Origin of the sequence: Sphingomonas sp. (assembly GCF_040398505.1) — a bacterium.
Classification (GTDB): domain Bacteria; phylum Pseudomonadota; class Alphaproteobacteria; order Sphingomonadales; family Sphingomonadaceae; genus Sphingomonas.
The window spans coordinates 1-23946 of record NZ_JBBATX010000036.1; the positions used below are offsets into that span (position 1 = coordinate 1).

General features: G+C 65.8%; 20 protein-coding genes. 6 read left to right on the forward strand and 14 right to left on the reverse strand.

Annotated features, from left to right (window positions below; genetic code table 11):
• Nucleotides 1–157: 157 nt before the first annotated feature.
• Complete coding sequence (locus ABWP09_RS06625; protein WP_353204359.1) at nt 158–838, reverse strand: hypothetical protein; 681 nt, start codon at nt 836–838, stop codon at nt 158–160.
• Between the two features lie 124 nt (nt 839–962).
• Entirely contained in the window at nt 963–2273 is a 1311-nt protein-coding gene (locus ABWP09_RS06630; protein WP_353204360.1) for a S8 family serine peptidase, read from the reverse strand.
• Between the two features lie 81 nt (nt 2274–2354).
• On the opposite strand from ABWP09_RS06630, the gene ABWP09_RS14470 reads away from it, so the two are divergent.
• The 4 genes from ABWP09_RS14470 (at nt 2355) to ABWP09_RS06645 (ending at nt 6445) form a co-directional block, all read left to right on the forward strand.
• Nucleotides 2355–2669 (forward strand): RNA polymerase sigma factor, encoded by a 315-nt coding sequence (locus tag ABWP09_RS14470; protein WP_502959771.1) that lies wholly within the window; start codon nt 2355–2357, stop codon nt 2667–2669.
• On the forward strand, nt 2588–2857 hold the full coding sequence (locus tag ABWP09_RS14475) for a sigma-70 family RNA polymerase sigma factor (RefSeq protein ID WP_502959772.1): 270 nt from the start codon (nt 2588–2590) through the stop codon (nt 2855–2857). Before ABWP09_RS14470 ends, ABWP09_RS14475 begins: the two co-directional genes overlap by 82 nt.
• Complete coding sequence (locus ABWP09_RS06640; RefSeq protein ID WP_353204361.1) at nt 2847–3569, forward strand: anti-sigma factor family protein; 723 nt, start codon at nt 2847–2849, stop codon at nt 3567–3569. The genes ABWP09_RS14475 and ABWP09_RS06640 overlap by 11 nt, the downstream gene beginning before the upstream one ends.
• 98 nt (nt 3570–3667) lie before the next feature.
• Nucleotides 3668–6445 carry a hypothetical protein gene (locus ABWP09_RS06645; RefSeq protein ID WP_353204362.1) on the forward strand — a complete coding sequence of 926 codons (2778 nt, stop codon included), beginning with the start codon at nt 3668–3670 and terminating at the stop codon, nt 6443–6445.
• A gap of 121 nt (nt 6446–6566) precedes the next feature.
• Here the strand turns inward: ABWP09_RS06645 and phnX are convergent, their stop codons facing one another.
• From phnX to ABWP09_RS06685, 8 genes are all read right to left on the reverse strand, one after another.
• On the reverse strand, nt 6567–7379 hold the full coding sequence (phnX, locus tag ABWP09_RS06650; RefSeq protein ID WP_353204363.1) for a phosphonoacetaldehyde hydrolase: 813 nt from the start codon (nt 7377–7379) through the stop codon (nt 6567–6569).
• The gene (locus ABWP09_RS06655; RefSeq protein ID WP_353204364.1) at nt 7376–8503 is read right to left on the reverse strand and encodes a TIGR03364 family FAD-dependent oxidoreductase; all 1128 of its coding nucleotides are present in this window, start codon (nt 8501–8503) and stop codon (nt 7376–7378) included. Before ABWP09_RS06655 ends, phnX begins: the two co-directional genes overlap by 4 nt.
• 138 nt (nt 8504–8641) lie before the next feature.
• On the reverse strand, nt 8642–9253 hold the full coding sequence (locus tag ABWP09_RS06660; protein ID WP_353204365.1) for an isochorismatase family protein: 612 nt from the start codon (nt 9251–9253) through the stop codon (nt 8642–8644).
• On the reverse strand, nt 9250–10437 hold the full coding sequence (locus tag ABWP09_RS06665) for a CaiB/BaiF CoA transferase family protein (protein WP_353204366.1): 1188 nt from the start codon (nt 10435–10437) through the stop codon (nt 9250–9252). The genes ABWP09_RS06660 and ABWP09_RS06665 overlap by 4 nt, the downstream gene beginning before the upstream one ends.
• 7 nt (nt 10438–10444) lie before the next feature.
• Nucleotides 10445–12319 carry a hydantoinase B/oxoprolinase family protein gene (locus ABWP09_RS06670; RefSeq protein ID WP_353204367.1) on the reverse strand — a complete coding sequence of 625 codons (1875 nt, stop codon included), beginning with the start codon at nt 12317–12319 and terminating at the stop codon, nt 10445–10447.
• Nucleotides 12320–12331: 12 nt separating this feature from the next.
• Nucleotides 12332–14380, reverse strand: coding sequence for a hydantoinase/oxoprolinase family protein (locus tag ABWP09_RS06675; protein ID WP_353204368.1), 2049 nt, complete (start codon nt 14378–14380; stop codon nt 12332–12334).
• Nucleotides 14381–14398: 18 nt separating this feature from the next.
• Nucleotides 14399–15301 (reverse strand): hydroxymethylglutaryl-CoA lyase, encoded by a 903-nt coding sequence (locus tag ABWP09_RS06680; RefSeq protein ID WP_353204369.1) that lies wholly within the window; start codon nt 15299–15301, stop codon nt 14399–14401.
• A 50-nt stretch (nt 15302–15351) separates the two neighbouring features.
• Complete coding sequence (locus ABWP09_RS06685; protein WP_353204370.1) at nt 15352–16017, reverse strand: GntR family transcriptional regulator; 666 nt, start codon at nt 16015–16017, stop codon at nt 15352–15354.
• A 104-nt stretch (nt 16018–16121) separates the two neighbouring features.
• On the opposite strand from ABWP09_RS06685, the gene ABWP09_RS06690 reads away from it, so the two are divergent.
• Together ABWP09_RS06690 and ABWP09_RS06695 are read left to right on the forward strand one after the other, a co-directional pair.
• Nucleotides 16122–16856, forward strand: a complete 735-nt coding sequence (locus ABWP09_RS06690; RefSeq protein ID WP_353204371.1) for a TonB-dependent receptor plug domain-containing protein — start codon at nt 16122–16124, stop codon at nt 16854–16856.
• Between the two features lie 64 nt (nt 16857–16920).
• Nucleotides 16921–18636 (forward strand): TonB-dependent receptor, encoded by a 1716-nt coding sequence (locus tag ABWP09_RS06695; RefSeq protein ID WP_353204372.1) that lies wholly within the window; start codon nt 16921–16923, stop codon nt 18634–18636.
• A gap of 72 nt (nt 18637–18708) precedes the next feature.
• Here the strand turns inward: ABWP09_RS06695 and ABWP09_RS06700 are convergent, their stop codons facing one another.
• The 4 genes from ABWP09_RS06700 to ABWP09_RS06715 form a co-directional block, all read right to left on the reverse strand.
• Nucleotides 18709–20946: a TonB-dependent receptor gene (locus ABWP09_RS06700; protein ID WP_353204373.1), complete on the reverse strand. Its 2238-nt coding sequence runs from the start codon at nt 20944–20946 to the stop codon at nt 18709–18711.
• Nucleotides 20947–21073: 127 nt separating this feature from the next.
• Entirely contained in the window at nt 21074–22042 is a 969-nt protein-coding gene (locus ABWP09_RS06705; protein ID WP_353204374.1) for a FecR family protein, read from the reverse strand.
• Nucleotides 22032–22601 (reverse strand): RNA polymerase sigma factor, encoded by a 570-nt coding sequence (locus ABWP09_RS06710; protein ID WP_353204375.1) that lies wholly within the window; start codon nt 22599–22601, stop codon nt 22032–22034. Before ABWP09_RS06710 ends, ABWP09_RS06705 begins: the two co-directional genes overlap by 11 nt.
• 124 nt (nt 22602–22725) lie before the next feature.
• Entirely contained in the window at nt 22726–23604 is an 879-nt protein-coding gene (locus ABWP09_RS06715) for a glycosyltransferase family 2 protein (protein ID WP_353204376.1), read from the reverse strand.
• Between the last annotated feature and the right edge of the window lie 342 nt (nt 23605–23946).

Sequence of the window (23946 nt, forward strand, 5' to 3'; positions counted from 1 at the left end):
TGTTGCTCGATACCTTCGGAAATCCGCAGCGCGCTGGATATGTCCAAGCCGGTGCGATCCTCGGGCCGCACGTGGTCATAGAGCCGCTTGTTAGTCGTTTCGCTTTCAGGCCGGAGGTCACGTCGCGCCCCTCCGCGATCGGAGGGGCGCGATCGCTTTATTGTGGCTGCGGATTTCCGGCCGCGGCGTTGGTACGTCCTTGGCCGCTTGCTGCCCCGCTGCCCGAAGCATCGCCGCCGAAGGCAGGTGAAGGCAGGCGGCTCGTCGGATTGTTCGCAAGCGCGCCTGCACCCGAGAGGGCGCCCCGGCCCGAGCCCTGCGCGTCACCACTTGCGCGTCCCGCTGTCGATGTCGCGCCGTTTCCGGTGCCTTGGGCCATTCCCGAAGCCTGCCCGGCCAACGCGCCGACGGCATCGGTGCCAACACCCTGCGCGCTGAGGCTAGCGCTCTTGTTCACGGAATCGCCGCCGGAAGCGGCACCGCTGCCGCCAAGCGAATTGCCCAGGACATTGCCCGAGGTGGCACTATTGACCGCGCCGGTCACCGTCCCGGCCAGACCGGCATCGGCGTTGGCCGAGCCGGACTTGGCGTCGACCGATTTGCTCGCCGTGGTGCTGCCTGAGCCCGTCACGGAGCCGGTGATGCTCTGGGTGGTCGAGCCGAGCGATCCCAAGGTCCCGCCGAGCGAACCCGCTCCGCCCAACGTGCTGTTGACGGTTCCGCTGAGCGCTCCGCTAAGACCGCCGCTGCCACCGCCGCCCAGGAGTTGGGCTTGCGCCGGGGCAGCCACAACAAGGCCTGCCAGGATCAGCGAATTCGCAATGATCAGCTTCTTCATATCGTCGCTCCTCAAGGTCGGAAGCGCCTCATGCTTCCTTCACTGAGGCAAACGATGTCTCGGGTGGCTTTCATCCCGCCTGCTGAAAATTTTGCGTGAGTGCGCAGGGCACACCCGCATCTGGCTAGCGCTTGGCGCCGACGTCGCGCGGAGCAATGCGGCACATTGCACAGACCACGCCTTTGCCCACGCTGCCGTGACCGCTGATTACTTCGCGCGACACCGCCTCGACCGCGGCTACGCCGCCGCCCGCCATCATCAGCCGCGCCGTTACCAGCGGCGCCGCGAACGACGTGCCGCGCACCGCGGCATAGCCGCGCCCCGGTAGCGCCGCCGCCATGTCAGCTCCGGGCGCGGCAAAATCGAGATGGAGCGCCTTCCCGGCCTCGGGAAGGGCGCGATTGCGCGCATCGACCGCTGTTACCGCGACGACGCCCGGATAGGAGGCCGGATAGGATGGAGGTGCGGCGGGGCCGTCATTGCCGACCGCAGCGACGATCAGAATGCCGCGCGCCCGCGCTGACGTCACGGCCCGCTCGAGCAGGGGATTGGCGGGCCCGACCAAGCTCAGATTGATCACGCGAACGCCGCGCGCCGTCAGCCACCCCAAAGCGCGCGCGATCGTCAGCGCCGATCCCTCGGTCGGGTCGCCGCCATAGACATCTGCCACAAGCAAGGAGAGGCCACGCGCCGCGCCCTCGAAACGCCCATCGGAACCGACGATCAGCGACGCCACGGCCGTGCCGTGACCGCTCGGTCGCGGCCCCGCCGCAGCAAAGCCGCGCTGTTCGATCGACGCATTTGCCAGCGACGGATGCGCCGCGACTCCGCCATCGACCATGCCGACCAGCGCACGACTTTGGAGCGCCGAGGATGCGGCGATCGATCCGCCCAACGCAACGAGCGTCGAGCCGGCTGGTTCAAAGACGTGATCATAGTCGAACGCGGCGTCGGGGGCGATCCGCCTTAGTCGCGCCAGGCCTTCCCTTGTGGTGTCGCCGGTGGGCGGGGCAAACGTCACGACGTGAAGCTCAAGACTTGCGATCTGTTCGTCCTGCAAAACGCGAAATCCGGCGCTGCGCGCGCGCGCGATTGTGTCGGCAGAAGGATCGATCGCGATCACCGCACCCCTGCGGACGGGATTGCCTTGCCGATCGGCGTCGAGAACCTTGCGGTGATCGCGGATCAGCCCTTGCAGGCGGGCGCGGCGCAGGTCGAGCAAGCTCGCCATATCCGCCGTTGCCATGCCGGTAACGTCGTTGAGGCGATCGATCACCGGCGCGATCATCGGGGTATTGGACGGCGAACCGAGCACGCCTCCCACCACCCGCCCCGGAATGCCGCCGAGTGACGGGAGCAGTTGCGCATTGCCCGACCCCGCCGCAAGGATGGCTGCACCGCAGGTGATGATGGTCCGGAGGCTGGGGCGGATCACGACAATTCCTTCTTTATTGTGTCTCGCAGGATTAAACGTGCGGGCTATGTCGTTTCATCCGCATGAACACGGGAAAACCATTTGAGTGGATTCGAGAAGGCGTTGGAGGCGCTGCTGCCACGGTTGCGGCGCTTTGCGCATGGCCTTACCGCCAACCGCGCCGATGCCGACGATCTGACCCAGATTGCGATCGAGCGGGCATTGCGCGCGCGGATGCAGTGGCAGGAAGGCACCCGGCTCGACGCGTGGGTCTACCGGATCATGCGCAATTGCTGGATCGACACGGTCCGCGCGCGCGCGCGCGCGGCAAGGTTCTGGTACCCGCGGAAGCCGGCGAGCATGTCGGGTACGATCCGACCGCGCAGATGGACGCCAAGATCGACCTGGAGCGCCTGATGCGGGCGATGGAAACGCTGCCGGTCGAGCAGCGCGAAGTTGTGGTGCTCGTGCTGATCGAGGGATTTGGGTATCGCGAAACCGCCGAACTGCTCGATCTGCCGATCGGGACCGTATCCAGCCGACTGGTTCGTGGGCGCTCGGCGCTTCTCGCGTTGATCAAGGAGGGCTCAACCAATGATCGATGAAGAAACGATCTTTGCGTATATCGATGGCGAGCTGGGTGGCGAGGAGCGCACCCGGATCGAAGCGCTGATCGACGCCGATCCGGCGCTGCGGGCGATGGTCGCCGAGCATCGCGCACTGGCGGGGCGATTGCAGAGCGGATTCGCGACACTCTTGGAAGCGCCAATCCCGCCCGTTCTTTTGGCGCAGGTCGCGGCGGGGGATGAGGTCCGATCCCTGGCGGCTGCGCGTCACGCCCGCGAACAGCGCCGGACTGTCTGGACGATGCCCTATTGGGGCGCGCTGGCCGCCACCCTCGTCGCCGGCTTGATTGGCGGCGCGGCCTTCAGCGGCGGCCGGGAAGGACCCGTCACCGAACACGGCGGACGCCTGCTGGCCTCGGGGCGGCTGGAGCACGCGTTGGACACGCAACTCGCCAGCACGCAGGGCGCCAATCCCGCGATCCGCATTGGCCTGACCTTCAAAAATCAGCATGGCGCAATCTGTCGGTCGTTCGCCGCCGAGATTGCCGATGGCGTGGCCTGCCACCAAGGGAAATGGTGGCAGCTGCAAGGCCTGCTTGGACACGATCCTAGCCCGGCCGGTGCCTATCGCATGGCAGCAAGTCCCGGCACCGGCGAGCTCATCGACCGGCTCATCGATGGCGATGCGCTGGATCAAGCGCAGGAACGGGCGGCGTTAGCGGCGAACTGGGCACCACCAAAAACACGCTAACCCTCTGCAATACGCCGCTTAAGAAATCGCTGCGGCCGCGTCTGAGCAATACCGCGCGCCGTCGCCAAACTGTCGCAAATCGGGCATAGGCTGCTGCTATGATGATCCTCCGAAAATACGTGCTGACGCTTGGGTCGCTTGCGCTTGCGGCGACCACCATTGCCGCCGATCGCGCCGTCGCAGGCCAGGCCCTGCCGACCGGCCAGATGCTGACGCCGCTCGCGGCACCGGGGGCGCGCTTCGAGCCACTGGTGGCGCAGGTCGGGCCGCACCCATCCTATGTCGCGGACGGCGCGGCGGCGATCGCGGTCAGCCCGAACCGGCGCGAGATGCTGGTGCTGACCAGCGGCTTCAATCGCTATAACGGCACAGACGGAAAGCTCGTGCTGGCACAATCGAGCCAATATATTTTCCGCTACGCGATCGATGCCAAGGGCAGTCGGTTGCTGCAAACGCTAACCGTGCCCAACAGCTATTCGGGCATTGCCTGGCAACCGGACGGAAGCGGCTTTGTCGTGGGTGGGGGCAGTGATGACACGCTGCATCTATTCAAGCGTGGTGGTGCGGGCTTTGCTGAACAGGGCAAGCCGATCCGGCTTGGCCATGCCGCCGGGAACGGTGCCGACGTCCGCCCGCAAGCGGCGGGTGTGGCGGTCAGCCCGGATGGTCGTCGGGCACTCGTCGCCAATTATTACAACGATTCGGTGAGCCTGATCGACCTGGTCGCCGGCCGGGTGATCGCCGAACAGGATTTGCGACCAGGCAAGATCGATCCCGCGCAGAGCGGCACGGCGGGCGGCGAAAATCCGTTTGCAATCGTCTGGACCGATGCGACCCACGCCTGGGTGTCGGCACCGCGCGACCGGCAGCTGGTCGCGCTGACCGTTTCGAGCGATTCGATCGGCGTGGTCAAGCGCGTCGCGACGCTGGGCGAACCGACCGCCTTGCTCTTCGATGCCGCGACCAAGCGGCTCTATGCGACCGAGGATAATGCCGACCGGCTCGCCATCGTCGATACCGCCAGCGCGACGCTGACTGGCGAGCCGCGGCTCGGCCTGCCCGACGCGCTCGGTCACGGACACATCGCCAAGGGCCTGAACGTCAACGCGCTGGCGCTGCTGCCCGACCGCCGCTTGCTCGTGACGATGGGCGGCATCAACGCCGTGGCGTTGGTCGCGCCGAGCGCACGCGGCGCAACGGTGCAGGGCCTGATCCCGACCGGCTGGTATCCCAGCGCCGTTGCCGCCAGCGCCGATGGCACGCGGGTGTTCGTCGCCAACCGCAAGAGTCCGCCGGGGGCGAATCCGCAAGGGTGTGCGCCGAAGCTCGCCATCTATCGCGGCCAGCCCGACGCGTGCGGGGCCGCCAACCAGTATATTTTCCAGCTCGAAAAGGCCGGGCTGTTGCACTTCCCGCTCCCCGCGCCCAAGGCGCTGGTGCGGACCACGCGACAGGTCGCCGACAATATCGGGCTTGGCGACACGCAGCAGCGCGCCGCCGCCGCCGCCACGATGGCGGCGGTCCGCGCGCGGATCAAACATGTGGTGTTCATCATCAAGGAGAACCGCACCTACGATCAGGTGCTCGGCGATCTCGAAATCGGCAATGGCGACCCGCATCTCGCCATCCTTGGCGAACATCTCTCGCCCAATCACCACCAGCTGGCGCGGGCGTTCGTGACGCTCGACAATTTCTATGACAGTGGCGAGCAGTCGAGCACGGGCTGGACGTGGTCGACGGCGGCGCGCGTGCCCGATTTGCTGGAGAAGACCGCACCGGTCAATTATTCCGGGCGCGGCCTCGCGTATGAGGCCGAGGAAGCCGATCGCTTTATCTACACGGCGCAGACCCCGGCCGAGCGCCATGCCACCAACCCCGCTTTGTCGACCGATCCCGATTTGATGCCCGGTCCGGCGCTGCTGACCGCGCCCGATGGCGAGCGCGACGACGAGACGGGCCAGGGGTTTCTGTGGAATGCCGCGATCCGCAAGGGGTTGAGCGTGCGCAATTACGGCTTTTCCGATGCGTCGATCTACGATCTCGGCAAGCCCGGCTTCGTGCCGCTGGTGCGCGAACCGGCCCTAACGCAAACGCGCATCTACACGCCGGGCGACCGGCTGCTCGCGTCGCGCAGCGATCCGTATTTTCGCGGTTTCGACCAAAAGATGCCCGATTACTGGCGCGTGCGCGAATGGCAGCGCGAATTCGCGCAAGCCGAGGCGAGCGGCACCACGCCGGCGCTGACGCTGTTGCGGCTCAGCCACGACCATTTCGGCGACTTTAAGGACGCGATCGACGGCGTCGATACGGTTGAGACGCAAATGGCCGACAATGATTTTGCGCTGGGCCAAGTGGTCGAAACGATCGCGAACAGCCGCGATCGCGACTCCACGCTGATCTTCGTGATCGAGGACGACGCGCAAAACGGTGCCGATCATGTCGATGCGCGGCGCAGCGTGGCGTTCGTGATCGGCGCGACGGTGCGCCAGCACGCGCTGGTCTCGACGCGCTACACGACGGTCAGCATGTTGCGCACGATCGAGGATGTGCTCGGCCTCGCGCCGCTCGGTCTCAACGATTCGCTCGCCCTGCCGATGGCCGACCTGTTCGATCCGACGACGACCGCGTGGAGCTATCGCGCGGTGGCGGCCGATGTGCTGCGCACAACCAAGCTGCCGATTCCGGCGGATCGCTATGCGGCCAAGACAGCGGCCGTCGCCCGAACGCCGCACACCGCAGCCTATTGGGCCGAAGCGATGAAAGGCCAGGATTTCCGGACCGAGGACCATCTCGATACCGCCGCCTTCAACGCCGCGCTGTGGCGCGGGCTTGGCACCGAACCCAAACCGACGACGCAAGCGGGCGGCGGCATGTGAACGGAAAGCATCGCTGTGTCGGCAGATACGCCGCCGGCACAGCGACGCGCGGAAATCAACGTCGGCCGTCTCGGTTGCGGTCAAAACGCCGGACGATGCAAACCGGATCGCTCAGCGCGCACTACGCCGCGGGCGTTTCTCCCGCCTCGATCCGTTTGGCGATGGCTTCGATCACCGGCCACAGATCGGCGACGCTGTCGATGACATAGTCCGCGCCGGCCGCGCGTAGCGCCGCGGCGGCTTCGGCGACACGGTGCGTGCGGTCGTCGGGTGCCAGCGCGAGCAGCGCTGCATGGTCGAGCCCGACGCCGTTCCCCGACGCTGCGAGGCCAACGGTCCACGCCCCCGCTGACCGCCCTTCGCCAATGCCGACGGTCGCGTCATCGACCTTGATGCATGCCGAGGCTGGCCAGACCCCCAGTTCGACCAGCGCCTTCCACAGCATCAGCGGCGAGGGACGCCCGGCCAGTGTCTCGCCCGAGCAAATAACGACGTCGGGCGCATAGCCCTGCGCCGCCGCCATCGGCAGGATATCGGCCATCATCGGGCGGGTATAGCCGGTGCACGACCCGATCCTGATGCCGCTCGCCCGCAATTTCTCGACAAGGGCAACCGCGCCGGGGATGAGCGTCGCGCATTGCTTCGCCGCGCCTTGCATCATCGGCTCGACCGCATCGTGGAGCGCCGTCACGTCGTCTTCGGTCGGGGCCGCGCCGTGCACCGCGTGCCAGTGTTCGGCGATCCGCGGCATCGCGAGGATCGCGCGGATGTGATCGCGCTTGGCCCGGCCCATATCGACGCGCGCCTCGGCCTCCGACAGCGGCGCGCCGGCATCGGCGAACACCGCCAGCAACGCGATCACCGGTGCCCGGCTGCCATGGTCGATCATCGTGCCGGCCCAGTCGAGTATCACGGCCATGACGGGAAAAGTCATCGGTCGGTTCCTTTGTTGCGGCCAATTGCGGCAAGCGTTTCTTCGGCAAGCGCAAAGGCGGTCGAGGCACCCGTGCCGCTGGTCACGGTGACGACGCGGACGCCGGGCATCGGGCTGGTGACACGGCTATGGCTTGCGGCGGAGGCATAGGTGCCGGTCCACCGCGCAATCACGGGCGGGACATGGCCAAACACTGCCCGGAATTCATCGAGAATCAAGGTATCGACCCGGTCATCGGCGAAGGGATCGGGGGTTGCCGCATAATGGTGGCTATCGCCAACGACCAGGCTGCCGTCGGCGCTCTGCGTGACGATCAGGTGGATGCCGTGCGCGAGATGGTCGGGCTGTTCGGCGTCGAGCCTGTGGCGCAGCGCCTGCGCCGCGGGCAGCGCGGCATAGCCGAGATAGCGCACCAGCGAGAGATCGGACATGATCGCGGCAGGCAAGGTGTAACCGGGCGCGGCCAGCCGCAGCATCTGCAGCTTGCAACGCGTGATCCCGGCCATCGCGTCGGGAAACAGCGTGGTGAGATCATCGCCGGGACACACGATGATCTCCGCCGCACGGACGATCCCGGCGGTCGTCTCAAGCTGCCCCTGCTCGACGCGGTGGACCGCCACGCCGCGCTGGAACACGACACCGTGCTGCTCGGCCAACCATGCGGCGAGCTTCGGGATCGCGGTGCGCGATTCAACCCGGATGTCGACTGCGCTTGTCAGCACGCCCTCGAGCTGGGCGGGCCGGATTGCGCCGAGCAGGGCTTCGGCGGCTACCGGATCGTGCCATGCACAGTCCTCGGCCATCTCGGTTTCGAGAAAGGCCTCACACACTGCCCGCGCCTCGGCGCGCTGCGCGACCATCACCAGCCCGCGCTGTTCGATCGCGATACCGGCCGGCCCGGCTAGCCCAAGCCAGATGTCGCGCGAGCGCCGGGCGCGACGCCAGACAACGCCCTGCTCCTGACCGGTAACGGTGACAAAGCCGAAATTGCGGATCGACGCGCCATTGGCTTGCGCGTCGCGATCGAGCACGACGACGCGCCGACCATCACGCGCCGCCGCGAGCGCGTGCGCCAGTCCGACAATTCCTGCACCAACGATGGCGACATCATAGGAGGCTGGCACTTCCGTCTCCCGCGATCTCGACTTCCCAAGCGCCCTAGCGCGCAACGGACGCTGCCGCCAGCAATCAGCGTGTGTAGCGCGTCACCCGAATGTAGCGCCCGAACCGGATGCGGTGGATCACGGGACGCACACGATACCCTAGGTGCGCAGCAACGTAAGCGCGGTTTCGGCATCGATCACCTCGGCATATTTGGCCTGCAGGTCGAACAGGTTCGCCTCATGCGGCCCCGGCGCACGATCGGCGCAGGCGTCGGCGACGACGAACGGCCGGAAGCCGGTCTGCAGCGCGTCCAGCGCCGATGCGCGCACGCAGCCCGACGTGGAAAACCCGCACAGCAGCACCGTGTCGACGGCGGCGGTGTGGAGTGTCGAGGCGAGCGAAGTGCCGCAAAAGGCCGAAGCATATTGTTTGGAAACGACGATCTCGTCCGCGGCAGGGCTGATTGCGTCGGGAAAACGTCCAAACGGCGCGCCGGCATCGAACGCCCGCAGCGCCGGGACCTTGCGATAGAACAGCCCGCCATCGCCGCCGCCCGCCTGATAGATGACGTTGGTATAGAGCACCGGAACTGCGCGCGCGCGGGCGGCGGCGATGAGGCGCGAAATCGTCGGCAACGCCGCCACGAACGCCGGGGCGTAGAGCGGCGAGGCGGGATCGAGATAGGCACAAACGACGTCGATGACGAGAAGGGCAGGGCGTTTCCCGAACGCCAGATGGCCATCGAACGGCTCGGCCGCGGGATCGTTCATATGATCCCGTCGGCCGTCATTTGCGCGATCTCGTCCGCGGCGATGCCGAGCGCGCCATACACCGCCTGATTGTCGCGGCCGACCGTCGCCGAGGCGGGCGTGCGGATCGATCCGGGCGTGTCGGACAATTTTGGGAAGCAATTCTGCATGTGAATTCGGCCCCAGCGCTCGGTCTCGACCGGGACCAGCGCTTCGCGCGCGGCGAAATGCGGATCGGCGAGCATTTCGGGCGCGCGGAAGATCGTTCCTGCGGGGACCGAATATTCCAGCATCGCCGCTTCGACCTCGGCAACGGTCCGCGCGCTCGTCCATTCCGCAATCAGCGCGTCGAGTTCCACCTGATGCGCGCCGCGCGCAATGTGCGTGGCGTAGCGCGCGTCGCTCGCCAGTTCGGGGCGCCCCATTGCGGTGCACAGACGGCCGAATACCGCATCCTGATTCCCGCCGATCAGAAACTCGCCGTCGCTGCACGGATAGACGTTCGACGGGGCGATTCCGGGCAGGACCGAACCCGAGCGCTCGCGGATATAGCCCGACACTTCATATTCGGGGACGAGGCTTTCCATCACTTGCAACACCGCTTCGTAGAGCGCGCTGTCGACCACCTGGCCGCGCCCGGTGCGCTCGCGCGCGTGCAGCGCGGCGAGCGCGCCCATACAGCCGTAGGTCGCCGCCAGACTGTCGCCGATCGAGATCCCCATGCGGCTTGGCGGGCGATCGGGGTCGCCGACGATATAGCGCCAGCCGCCCATCGCTTCGCCGATCCCGCCAAACCCGGCGCGCCCGCTATAGGGGCCGCTTTGCCCATAGCCCGACACGCGCACGATGATCAGCCGCGGGTTGAGCGCGTGCAGGTCGTCGGGCCCCAGACCCCATTTCTCCATAGTGCCGGGTTTGAAATTCTCGATCAGGATATCCGCCGTCTCGGCCAGCCGCCGGACCAGCGCCTGTCCGCCGGGTACGCGCAGATTGGCCGATACGGTTTGCTTGTTGCGGGCGACGACTTCCCACCATAATTTGTCGTCGCCGCGGCCCCATTGCCGCATCGGATCGCCCGCGCCGGGCGGCTCGACCTTGATCACCTCGGCCCCCATATCGCCGAGCAATTGGCCACAAAAGGGGCCAGCAATGAGCTGACCGAGCTCGATTACGCGAATTCCGTGCAGGGCGCCGTGCTTTTCCATCGGAACCTCAGGCCGCAACCGTCGCGTGCTGCCACACCGGCTGGCGCGGCGCAGGCAGACCGGTTTCGGCCAGGCACGTGGCGCGGAGCGTGGCGATGTCGGGGCCATAGTCGAACACCGCATCGATCGGGCCGCGCGCCTCGCCGATCTGCTGGCGCAGCGCTGCCGTTGCGGCAGCATCGACCAGCCCGTCCTGCATGACGACGCCGTACGCTAATGCGCCCGCCACGCTGACCAACCCCTCGCGCACTTCCTGGGCGACAAGATCGGGGGCGCGCGTCAGGGGGTCGCCCCAACCGCCGCCGCCCCAGGTGATGAAGTGCAGCTGGTCACCCGCCAGGACTTCGACATCCTCGACCTTGTTGCCCACCACGCTGATCGTCCCGTCGGCGCGTTCGAGCAATTTGCGCGCGCGCGCGCCCGGTTTGCCGCCGTTGACGCCCCAAGGCCGGGTGAACCAGCGATCGTCATGGATCGCGATCATGCCGGGTTCGAGGAAGCGATAGGTCATATGGATGCCGTTGCCGCCGCGGTGCAGGCCCGCCCCACCCGAATCAGGCTCGGTTTCGTAGCGTTCGATCCGCAATGGGAAATAGCGTTCGAGGAATTCGTTGGGCACGTTGGTGAAGCCCGGCCACAGAGAATGCCCGTCGGGCCCGTCGCCCAGCGGCCGGCCGGGAATACCGCCAAAGCCGATCTGGAACAGCTGGAACCAGGCACCCTTCGCATCGCGGCCCGAATAGAACAGGTGCGGCGAGGAGGAGAAACCGGCGGCGTTGAGGAACTCCGGCGTCTTCTGCCCGAGCAAGCCGCCCAGAATATCGAAGATCCGTCCGAGCGCATGCGTTCGCCCCGACAGCGCGGCGGGGAATTTCGGCTTGAGCAACGATCCTTCAGGAATGCGCACGTCGATCAGATCGTAGAACCCGTCGTTGAACAGGATCTGCGGGTCGAACACCATGATCATGTAGATGCCGAAGAACATCCGGAACATGTTTTCGTTGAGGAAGAAATTGATCGATGCGTGCGATTGCGGATCGGTCCCGGCAAAATCGAGAATGACGCGGTCGCCTTCGCGCCACATCGTGCATTTGATCTTGTACGGGCCGTAGCCGAGCCCGTCGTCACACAGATAGTCTTCGAAGCTGACCGGGTCCTCGCCGATCGAGCTGGCGATCAGTTGCTTCATCGCGCGGTGGTTGCGCGCGAGCAATTCGCCGGTGGCCGCGACATAGAGATCGTCGCCGAACCGTCCCGCCATCTCCACCACGCGCCGCGCGGCGACCCGGCAGGAGGCGATCAGCGCGTTAAGATCGGCGGTGCACCAGTCGGGCTTGCGCGTCTGGCACATGATCAGCCGGATCAGGTCGGCATTGTGGACGCCCGCCGCATAGAGTTTGACCGGCGGGATGCGGACGCCCTCCTCGAAGATCGATCGCGCGGTGATCGGCATGCTGCCGGCAACCTTGCCGCCAATGTCGCTCTGATGGCCGAACATCGCGGTATAGGCGATCAGCCGCCCGTTCTTGAACACCGGCAGCAACACCAGCCAGTCGTTGGAATGGCTGATCGCGCCGCCGACCGAATAGGGATCGGACATCAGGAACATGTCGCCTTCCTCGACCGTGCCGTCATAGCCGTCGAGAAAGCCGCCGATGAACGAGCCGAACTGGCCGACGATCATCCGGCCGGCATGATCGGCGATCAGCGGGAAGGCATCGCCCTGTTCGCGAATGCCGGGGGACATGGCGGTGCGCACCAGCGTCGCGTCCATCTCGACCCGCGCATTGCGCAGGGCATTCTCGATGATGTCGAGCATGACGGGGTCGACCGTGGTGGCGGCGAAGGGCTGCGGATTGGTTTCGACGATGGTCGCGGGCATGGTCGCTGCTCCTCAGGCCGGGTTGATCAGGATGTTGCCGACCGCGTCGACCGTGGCGATGTGGCGTGTTTCGATCAGCGTCGTCGAATCCATTTCGACGACGATCGCGGGGCCGATGATGCGGTCACCGGCGCGCAGCTTCGATCGGTCATAGATCGCCGCGGCCTGTTCGGCCCCGTCCATCCACAACGTGTGATCGCGCAACTTGGCGGCGGATGGGTCGCCATCCCCCTGCGGCAGTTTCGCCGCCGGCAAATCGAGCGCGCGGCCGAGTGCCACCGCGCGCAAGTTCACAATCTCGTGCGCGCTTTCCATGTTGAAGGTGAACAGCCGCAAATGTTCGGCATCGAAGCGTTCGGTCAATCCGACGATGCCGTCGCGGCGCAACACCTCGGGGTCGATCGTCAGCGCCACTTCGAACGCTTGCCCTTCATAGCGCAAGTCGATTTCGAACAGGCTGGTAATGTCGCCATCGGCAATGCCATCGGAGGCGAGTTCGCCGCGCGTCTGCGTCGCCATTTCGTCGAGGATAGCGTGGAGCTGTGCCTCGTCGGTATCGCGCGCGAGGCGCGAGAAGGAGCGCGCGGTTTCGGTGCGGGTACGCGTCGTCGCGTCGCCCAGCGCGCACAGCACACCCGGTGACATCGGGGATACCGCCGGATAGCTCCCCATCAACCGCGCGACGGCATTGACGTGCAACGGCCCGGCGCCGCCAAAGCCCATCAGCGCGAAATCGCGCGGATCATAGCCTTGCTGGACCGAAATCATCCGCAGCGCGCCGAACATATTCTCATTGACGATGTCGATGATCCCGCGCGCCGCCGCCATCAGCCCGATGCCGAGCGCATCGGCGATCGTCTGCACCGCGGCTTGCGCGGCGGGGCGATCGAGCATGAAGGTGCCGCCGAGCAGATTTTCGGGAAGATAGCCGAGCACGACATTGGCATCGGTCACGGTCGGCAGCGTGCCGCCCTTGCCGTAGGCGGCGGGGCCGGGGACGGCGCCCGCCGATTGCGGGCCGACGCGGAGCGCCTTGGTCAATTCCGGCACATACGCGATCGAACCGCCGCCCGCGCCGACCGTCTTTACGTCGAGCGAGGAGGCACGCACCGACAGATGCCCGACCTCGGTGGTGCGCACGCGGCGCGGCTCGAGCGCTTCGATCAGCGCGACATCGGTTGACGTGCCACCGACGTCGAGCGTCAGGATGTTGGTGAGCCCGGCATTTTTCGCGACCCACAGCGCGCCGGTCACGCCGCCGGCCGGCCCCGACATCAGCAGCGAAACGGGGTGCTCCTCGGCCTTTTCGGAACTCATCAGCCCGCCGTCGGAGCGCAGCAGCGCGATCTTCCCGGCCATGCCGGTCTCGCGCAATTTGCCGCGCAGCGCACGGACATAGCGCCCGACCACCGGCCGTACCGCCGCGTTGGCGACGGTTGTCAGTGTGCGCTCATATTCCTGCATTTCGGGCAACACGACGTGGCTGAGCGAAACCGGGATATCGGGCATGATCTCGGCGGCGATCTCGCCGATCCGGGTTTCGTGCGCGCCGTTCACATAGGAATTGATCAGCGCGATCGTCACCGTCTCCACGCCGCGCGCCTTGAGCGACGCGAGGGCGGCACGTGCGCCGACTTCGTCGAGCGGGCGCACCTCGCTGCCATCCGCCGCCATGCGACCGCCGACCGCGATCGTATCCTCGAGCGCGGCGAGCGGGCGCGGCTTGGGCCAGATGATCCACCCCGCCAGCCCGCCGGGCACGAAGCTGCGCGCGATCTGCATCACGTCGCGATAGCCTTCGGTCACGATCAACCCGACGCGCGCGCCCTTGCCCTCGAGCACGGCGTTGGTCGCAACGGTGGTGCCGTGGAGAAAAATCTCGATCTCGGCCGGATCGACCCCGGCATCGGCGCAAATCGCGGTGACCCCGGTCAGGATGCCGACCGAGCTATCGGCGGGCGTCGACGGGGTCTTGTGCCGCCAGAAGCGACCCGATGCTGCGTCGAGCAGCAGCAGATCGGTAAAAGTGCCGCCGACATCGACGCCGAGACGATAGCTCATATGCGGTCCCAAATCCCGTTAAGCTGCGATCGGAAACCCGCCCGTGCGGGCGAGCCTTCCGGGCAGCGATTTGCCCATGATGTCGGAAAGCCAGAGGCTGGCGGCGCTTGCCCCGGCCAGATCGAGCCCGGTCGTGATGCCGGAGCGGTCGAGCAGGTAAATCGCATCCTCGGTCGCGACATTGCCTGCCGCCCCCGGTGCGAACGGGCATCCGCCAAGCCCGCCAAGCGCGGTATCGATCGTCGCCGCGCCGGCTTCGACCGCAGCCCAGACGTTGGCGATCCCGGTGTTGCGCGTGTCGTGGAGATGGACGCGCACCGGCAGCGGCGCGATCGCCGCCTTGACCCGCGCGACGAGCGCCGAGACTTGGGCCGGCACCGCGACGCCGATCGTATCGGCCAGTGCGACCTCAACCATCCCGCCTTCGGCCAAGGCGACGGCCATCGCGATGATCCGGTCGGGATCGACCTCGCCTTCGAACGGGCAACCAAAGGCCGACGCGATCGTGGTTTGCGCGGTGCGGCCCGCAGTGCGGGCGAGGTCGGCGATGCGGATCGCGACCTCCACCGATTCGGCGCTGGTCTGGCCCTGGTTGCGTTGTGCAAAGGTATCGGTCGCGACGCACACCGCGCCAAGCTGATCGATCCGCGTCGCCAGCGCGCGCTCGGCACCACGTTCGTTGAGGACAAGGCCGATCCACGTCACGTCATCGCGATCGGGCAATGCGGCGGCGACCGCCTCGGCGTCGGCCATTTGCGGTACGCGCCGGGGATTGACGAAGCTGGCGACTTCGATCCGGCGAACACCGTAACCCAGCGCGCGTTCAATCAACGCAAGCTTGTCGGCGGTCGAAACGGCGAGCGATTCGTTCTGCAGCCCGTCGCGCGGTCCGACCTCGACGATTTCGACGCTGCGTTGCACACTTACCCTCCAGAAGATTGTATACAACTAGCGGTGTCGCGACCGATCGGTCAAGGCGTCTTCGGGTCGCGTGGCGGCGCGGTCAGGGCATCGCTGTAAACGTGGAAGGCGCGCCGGATATGGCTGATCATGACGGCCTTCGCCCAATCGGGGTCGCGATGCCGGAAGGCCACGACAAGTTCCTCATGCTCGGCGGCCGAGCGTTCGAGCTGGGCGCGATCGTACCGCCGGGCGGTGCGCAGCACGACGGGCTGCTCCACGATCGAGGCGAGCAGGCGGGTCAAGCGTTCTGACCCGGCCGCATCGGTTACAACCGCGTGGAATCCGCGATTATGGTCGATAAAGGCGGCGATATCGGGGGTCTCGCTGGATACTGCGTCGCGAATTGCGGCGTTGTGGGTGGACAGCGTGGCGAGCTGTTCCGGCTTGATCCGGTCGGTCGCGCGCGCCGCGGCATGACCTTCGAGCATGGCGCGGAGAGCAAAGGATTCGGCAATGTCGTCGACCGACAGCGTGGCGACAAAACTGCGTTGCGAGTCGCTGCGCTGGATCAGGTTTTCGGCTTCCAGTTTGCGCAGAGCCTCGCGCACCGGGGTGCGCGACACCCCGCACGCCTCCGCCAGCGCTTCCTCGCGCAACTGCTCCCCTGGCGTCATCGCACCCGACAGAATCTCCCCGCGGATGAAGTGGTAGGCACGGTCTGCGGCTTTCGACATGGATGACGTTGCTCCGGCGTTACGATTACGGTTGACCTGCGGCGATGTATATAGCAGCTTTGTATACAATGAGACCGCAAGGCGGTATAAAAAGGGGCAACAGCATGAGCGTCAAGACCTTCGCCTGTCTTCTGTGCGGCACCGCCGTCCTTGCCATCGCCGCACTGCCGGCACAGGCGCAGACCGCACCCGCGCCCGCAACCGAAACACAGGCCGCCCGAGACGGCGGCGATATCGTGGTAACTGCCCGGCGCACCAGTGAAAAGCTGTCGCAAGTGCCCGCGTCGATCACGGCCTTCAACGCCGACGCGATCGCCAAGGCCGATATTCAGCGCGTGACCGATTTCACCAAGCTGACGCCGGGCGTGACGATCGTCTCGTCGACGGCGGAGGCCGGGGACAATCAAATCAATATTCGCGGTCTCAACGGCGCGCGCGATGCGGAAAGCTCGGTCGCTTTGGTGTTTGACGGGATCCTCAAGACCAATTCGGCGGTGCTCAACCAGGATCAGGGTACCTTGCGCCAGATCGAAGTGTTGAAGGGACCGCAAGGCGCGCTTTATGGCCGCAATGCCGCGGCCGGCGCGATCGTGATGCAGACGGTGAAACCCGGTGACCATTTCGAAGGCGGCTTTACCGGCAGTTATGGCAGCCAGAAGACCGGCGCGTTCAACGCCTATCTCGCCGGACCGATAACCGAGGGGATCGGTTTCGTCGTGTCGGGCAATTACGACCGGACCGACGGGTTCTTCCGCAACGATTATCTGAAAAAACTACACGGTCGACAATCGCGAGGAATGGGCGGTCAACGGCCGGATCCTCGCGGCGCTCGGTGCTGATACGCAAGTCGATGCCAAGCTGCGCTATGGCGAGTATCACGGCGCTTCGATCAACTTCAATTCGGTGTTCCATTTGCCCGCGTTCGGCGGGGCATTCTATGAAAACGTCAACGCGCACCCGTTCCATTATTATTCGAACATCGTGCCGACCAACGATCAGAAGACGTTCGAAGCCTCGCTCAAGATCGACCATGATTTCGGCGGCGCGAAGCTGACGGCCTGGGCATTGTACAGCGACGTGAAGAACGACCTAACCGCCGATGGCACCTCGGCCGATTTTGCGCGCTACATCGCCGCGGCGAACCCCGCCGTAGCTTCCGTGGTCAATGCCTGTTTCGCTTCGACCGCGCGGCTCACTGGCTTCCCGGTCAACCCGCCAGGCTTTATCGGCCAGATCCCGGTTCCGTTCATCTTCGCGCCGGCGACGGGATCGACCTTCGGGGCCTATTCGCCGACGACATGCGACGGCACGCAATATCAGGTCCGCAACCAAAAGGACTTCAGCACCGAAATCCGCCTTGCCTCGACCGGCACCGGCCCGATCGGCTGGCAATTTGGTGGCTATTACCTGCATCTCGACCGCTTCACCGGGGTCAGCCTTGGCGGCGACACGGGGGCGGGCGTCACGCATCAACTCTACAATGCGCCCAATTCCTCCAACCCGACGTCGCAATTGTTCGCCGATAAATTCCGGACCGATGTGTTCGCCGGGTTCGGCTCGGTCGATTGGAAGCCGGTCGACTCGGTCAGCATCACCGCCGCACTGCGCTATGACGTGGAAAAACGCCGCGTCGACAATCAAGTCCCGGTCGCGATCGATCCGTTTACTGGCGGACCGATCAACCCGGGGCAGACCGGCGGCGCGATTCCGTCGAAGAGCAAGACCTTCGAGCTGCTTGAGCCCAAGATCAGCGCACGCTGGACGATTTCGCCTGCGCTCAATCTGTTCGGCAATTGGGGCGTCGGCTTCAAATCGGGCGGGTTTAACAATCAAGGCTCGGCTGCGATCGTCAACCAGAACTTCAACGTGGCACCGATCAACGCCGGCGTGCTCATCACCGATGATTTCCGCAAGGAACGCTCAAGCGCCTATGAGGTCGGGTTCAAGGGTAAGGTCGGCCCGCTGACCTACAATGTCGCCGGCTATTACACGCAGGTCCGCGACATGCAGTTCTTCGAATTCTTCGTCGGCAGCTTTGGCCTGTTGCGCGTCGTGTCCAACATCGATCGCGTCGATCTGAAGGGCGTCGAGGTCAATGGCGACCTGAAGCTGGTGCCTGGCTGGACCGTGTTCGGCGGGTTCAACTACACCGATTCGGAGATCAAGAAGAACCGCTCGCGCCCCGATACCGTCGGTAACAAGTCCCCCTACACGCCGGATTATACGATCAATCTTGGCTCGCAGCAGGAATTCCGTGTCGCGAACAACGTCAATCTGCTGTTCCGCGCCAATTATCGCGTCACCGGCCCGACCTGGTTCCATACCGTGCAAAATCAGACGAAGGCGACGATCTTCAGCGCCTTGCTGCCGATTTCGGCCCTCGCTTTGCCGGCCTTTGTCGGCAATGCCAATTATAGCGTCACGCGGCGCGAAGCCTTCGGCGTGCTCGATCTGCGGCTCGGGCTGGAGGGGCACTCCTGGAAAGCGGCGGTCTTCGCCAACAACGCGCTCAACCGGCGCTATGTCAACGAGGTGATCCCAGCGATCGAGTTTGGCGGGTCGTTCAACTCGCCGGGCGCGCCTCGCGCTTATGGGTTTGAAATCGGGTACAAATTCTGATCCTGCGCGCTCAGGCGGCGCGATCACAGCCCCTCGGTTTAGAGCGCGTTTACCCTTGCCCGAGGACGCGCTCTAAAAGCCGACCGTAACCCCAAACCGGAGGTTGCGGGGGCGGAGCGGGGTTGTTTGCTGGCGTGTCGCAAGGATTGTCGGATTCCCCAAAGCGAAGCGATTGGCGCTGGCATTGGCGAGATTGTCGCCGCTCAGGCTGAAATCGACACCGCGCCAATGCCAGCCCAATTGGGCGTCGAGGACCGCATATTTGCCTTGGCTGACGTCGAGAAAATCGCCCGTGCCCAGCACCGACCGACCGACATATCGACCGAACACGCCCAAGCTGAACTGCGACGTGTCGCCATGCGTCCAGCGATAGGTCAGGCCGGCGTTTCCGGAAAAGGCGGGTGTCTCGGGCAAGCGGCGGTTCGCCCTGACCGATGATTGCGCAATCGGTCCATCGACAATGTTGTAGCTGTAGAGGAAGGCAAAACTGGCGTGGAGTCCGCGCACCGGCACCCAATCGCCAATGGCTTCGAGCCCCGCGATCTCGGCATTGCCGATGTTCGCGGTATAGGGTTGCCCCCGCCGATTATAGAGATCGGCCTGGATATCCCGCCACCGCGCGTAGGACACTGCGGTGCTCAGGTCCAAGCCGGTCTCGCCGCTGCGTTGCTTGCGCAGGCCAACTTCGCCGACCATGATCGAATCCGAACGAAAGTCGAGCACGCGCCCAACCCCGGTCGCGACGGCCAGGCCGCCGGTGCGATACCCGGTCTGGAAGCGGGCGAAAACGGCGGTGCGCTTTGCGATCAGCCAGGAGAGGGCGAGCGTCGGATCGATCCGGCGCGTCGCGCGGCCCCGAATGAAGCTGTCGTTGCGCGGACGCGATGACGGCTCACCATCGGTGCGCGCTGCGGTCGCCCGCGCGCCGAGGGTGATCGACACGCGATCGCTCGTCGGCCATGTCGCCTCCCCAAAGGCCGATACGCTGTCGGTCCGATTGGTCACGCCGATAATGTCGAGTGGCTGGTCGGGCGGGCCCAGGTCGCGGGCCTGAATGTCGCGGTTATGGAGGACCGCGACGCCCAGCAGCCAGCCGATCTTGCCCGGCACCGCGCGGGACAGCCGGGTCTCCTGGACGAAGAGCGCGGCCGACTGCGCATTGGTGTAGATGGTCGGCCCGGTGCTGCCAATCGCGCGGGTCGCGTCGAACACGTCTGCCGTTCGCAGATCGACATAGCCAGTGGCGGACAGGAGTTCGAGCCCACTGTCCCAACGCTTGCGCACAACCCCGCGCAGCAGCGTGATGTCGCTGCTATACGGCTGCGCAAGGCGCGCGCGGCGATCGAGCGCGGCAACCATGCGTTCGGCATATTGCGCGTCGACGGCGGCGATATGTTGCTGCACCGCGCCGATCTCGACACCCCAGCCATTGCCCGGATCGATCGCCAGCGTTGCCCGCCCGCCGAACGTATCGGTGCGGTTGACGTTCGAGAGCTGGCGCAAGCGGTCACCGATAAAGCCGCCGCCGCGGTCGCGATAGCCGACCACGCGCAAACCGATCCGGTCGCGCAGGATCGGGACATTCGCCATGCCGGCCACATCGAACCCGGCGGCACCGCCTTGCGTCGCGGTGATGCCGCTGCTGAACGATGCACCAAAGCGCGTCAGATCGACCGGGTTGGGCGTCAGTCGAATAATCCCGCCGATCGCGCCGGCGCCGTACAGCGTGCCTTGCGGCCCTTCGAGGACCTCGACGCCCTTCATGTCGTACAAGTTCAGGCTCGGCTCAGGGCCGGAATAGCCGAGCGGCACTTCGTCGAAATACAGGCTCGCGGTCGATTGCGTTGCGCCGTTGAAGCTACTGTCCGCGATGCCGCGAATAAAGATCTTGTTGCGACCGATGCCCAATTCGGTGTTCTGCAGGACCGGCGTCGCACGTGCCACGTCATCGATCGTGAGCGGGCGTGCCGTCGGCGTCCCCGGCGCAAACCCGCCGATCACGATCGCGCTGCCAGGAAAGCGCAGCAGTGTGGCGCTTTGTTTGCTGGCGGTCACGATGATGTCGCCGTCGGGTGTCCGCTCTGGTCGCTGGCGTGCGATCACGCGTGCTGTCAGCGGCCTGCGGGGCAGGCGTTCGATCCGATAGCTGTGCGCATCGATCGCGACCGCCCGGAAGCCCGTGCCCTTGAGCAGACGCTGCAAGGCGTCGCGCGGGGCCATCTGCCCGGTCACACCCTTGACGCGAACTAGGTCCAGCCCCGGCTCGGTGCTGATGATGTCGAAGCCGGTTTGTCGTGCCAGATCCGTCAACGCCCGGCTCAGCGGTTCGGGTGGAATTGCGATGCGGGGTTCATCGGCGCGGGCCGCGATCGGGACCACAGCGAGGATCAGAAAGGGACCAAGTCCCCGGGTCAGAACCGAGCGAAACGCGTGCTGTCTATCGTGGCGAGATGACCCACCGCTCGCCATCGTGATGCCACTCAGCCCCAACCAAAGCCGCAAGATGCGGCACGTCCTGCTCCACCTTGCCAGACAAGCGAACCATGCCGGTAAAGGGCCGTTGCGACAAGCCGGAGTCGATAAAAAGCGTGGCCCCGTCGATCCGCCGCACCGCAGTCGCGATCCGGCCGAACGGCTCGCCCAGGAACGACACGGCGCGGTTACGCCAGGCCCCGACCTTGGCGACATCGATCTTGGTCACCGCGATTTGGCCGAGGTCCTCGCGCGCGGTGATGGCGGCGCCGGCGTGCAGCGTGACCGCGTCGCGCTTCGGCTGGAACAGGACCGAGCCTTTGGCGACTTGCACGTCGAGTCGTGCGCCCTCGCGCTCGACATTAAAGACAGTGCCGAGATCCTGCAGCGTCAGACGTCCCGAATGGACCATGAAGGGATCGCGTGGATCGTGGCGGATATGGAAGGTGGCTTCGCCCGCCTCCAGCGTCGCGACGCGCGGATTGGAGCGGTCCAGCAGCAGCCGGGTCGCGCCGTTGAGTTCGATCCGCGTCCCGTCGGTGAGCGCGATATCCCGCCGCTGACCGGGTTTGGTTTCCACCGCATAGGGCGCGCTGCCGCCGGTCAACCCGGTGGTTGTGAGCGTCAGCGTCAGGCTGGCCGCCGCTGCGACCGCTACCCCACTGCCGACCCATGCCCAAACGCGGCGTGACGGCGACGTTGCTCCTTGCGGAAACCGGGGTTGGCGCGCGACCGGTGCGGCCGGAGCCGGATAAAGTTCGGGGTGTTCGGCCAGCACGGACAGATCGGCCGCGACGGCGTCAAACGCTTGCGCATGCGCGGGATCGGCCTCCAGCCAGGCGACGAACGCATGCCAGTCGGCATTGTCCATCGTCGCCTGGCGCAAATGCCAGTCGATCGCGCGATCGACGAGATCGGGGGCGTCATGTGCCACGATGTGATTTCCCTTCGCCCAATAGACGATGCTGATTGGCCGATTCCGCCTCGTCGGCGATTTTGTGCAGGTGAATCTCTTTGGCGGCGCGTCGCAACAGTTTTTCGACGCCGCTGACCGTCATACCAAGCTGCTCCGCAATGTCTTTTTGCGGCACACCCTCGACGCGGTACAGGCGCAGCGCGGCGCTCATACGGGGTGGCATTGCGGCAAGCGCCGCCTCGATCCGGGCGAGCCGTTCGCGCCCGAGCAAAGCGCGCTCGGTCGTCGGCTGCTCCGCGGCACCGGGTTGCACATCGAGCCACGCGGTATCGCGCACCCCGGCGCGGGATGCCGCAATCCTGCGGTCGGCGGCGAGGTTGGCGGCCATGCGATAGAGATAGGCCGCGGGCTGCGCGACGGGTTGGGCATAAGACGCCGGGCCGTTCTGGTCGAGCTTCAGCCACATGTCCTGCAGCGCATCCTCCGCATCGGCGCGATTGCCGAGCCGCGCGACAAGCAGCCGCAACAGCATCGGCTGCTCGGCCAGAAAAACGGCCTTGAGCCCGGCGTCACTCACCGAATTGCGAGACGATGCTGCATGATACGGGTAAAGCGCCGAACGCGCGTCCCCGCAACCCCCCCCTGCAACCCCCCGCGCGACCCACCGGGTCCGCTGGGGCCGCGCGCCGTCTTACGTCACGTCACGCTGTGCGCGGCATTCCGCCAGAAAAATCGGGTTGCGCATAGAATTGGCGCTCGCGAATGCGGTCGCTGGTCAAGCGGCGCGCGGCCAGTCGACGACCGAGGAAATCGTAGAAGAACCAATCGCGCGCCGGGCCGGGTGTCACATGATACAGGATGCGCTCGACCAGCGTCCACCGGATCGAATCGCGGTCGCGCTCGCGCGGCGACGGTGCGCACCACAATGTGCCGCCGTAAGCGAGCGGCCCGAGCTTTGCCATGCGGTGCATGATCTCGTGATCCTCGAGAACGTAACCCCAGCGCGCGGCATCGAACCCGCCGGCCCGCCGCAGCGCGTCAGTCCGGAAGACCTGCCCCGCGCCACCGGTATGGCATTGTCCGGGCAACAGCATGGCGGCGCGCGCCATGCGGGCCGAGGCTTCGCGATGGTCTTCGGCGGTCGCGTGTTGCGCGGCGAAATAGGCACCTCCGGCGACCGCTCGCGTTGCTTCGAGCAAAAGCTCGGCCTGGCGTAGATAGTCTGTCGGATAGATCGTGTCGGCGTCGCAGGTCGCAACATAAAGCGTCCGCGTCCGTGCAACGCCGGTCTGCAACGCATTGACCTTGCCGGGACGGCGATCGGTCAAGAGCGTGAAGGCGAGACCGAGCCGCCGGCAGGTGGCGGCGGCGATCTCCGCACTCCCGTCGGTCGAGGCATTGTCGATTAGGATCAGCTCGAATGGCACGTCCTGGGCGGCAAGGCTGGCGAGCGTCCCGTTCAGCAATGTCCGTTCGTTGAAGAACGGGATCAGGACCGTCCAGCGTGGGGCAGGGGCCGACGCCGCAACCGTCTCCCACGGTGAGTCCCAGATCTGAAAATCGTTCGTTTCGTGCAACATCCGCGTGTCCCGTGGTGCCTTCTGAGGGCGATCAACAATGTGAGGAGCACGCGCCAGCCGTCGGGCCTGCCCGCATTGGGCACGCCGTGACGGCTACTGCCGCGCGATACAGGTGGTTGAACCCGTAAGGCGGATCGCGACCGGGATTAGCGGGCACGGTCTTCTCGCGATAACAACGCCGCCGCCGTTCGAAAACCGGACAGAAATTTACGCTTTGCGAACTATTTTGTGGGGCGCGTGTGCGTTGCTCTCGCGCTCGGGATTGTCTGCCGACCAGTCGCCCCGGTCAGTCGCCCCGGTCAGTCGCCCCGGTCAGTCGCTACGTCGGTGGGATCAGGCCCG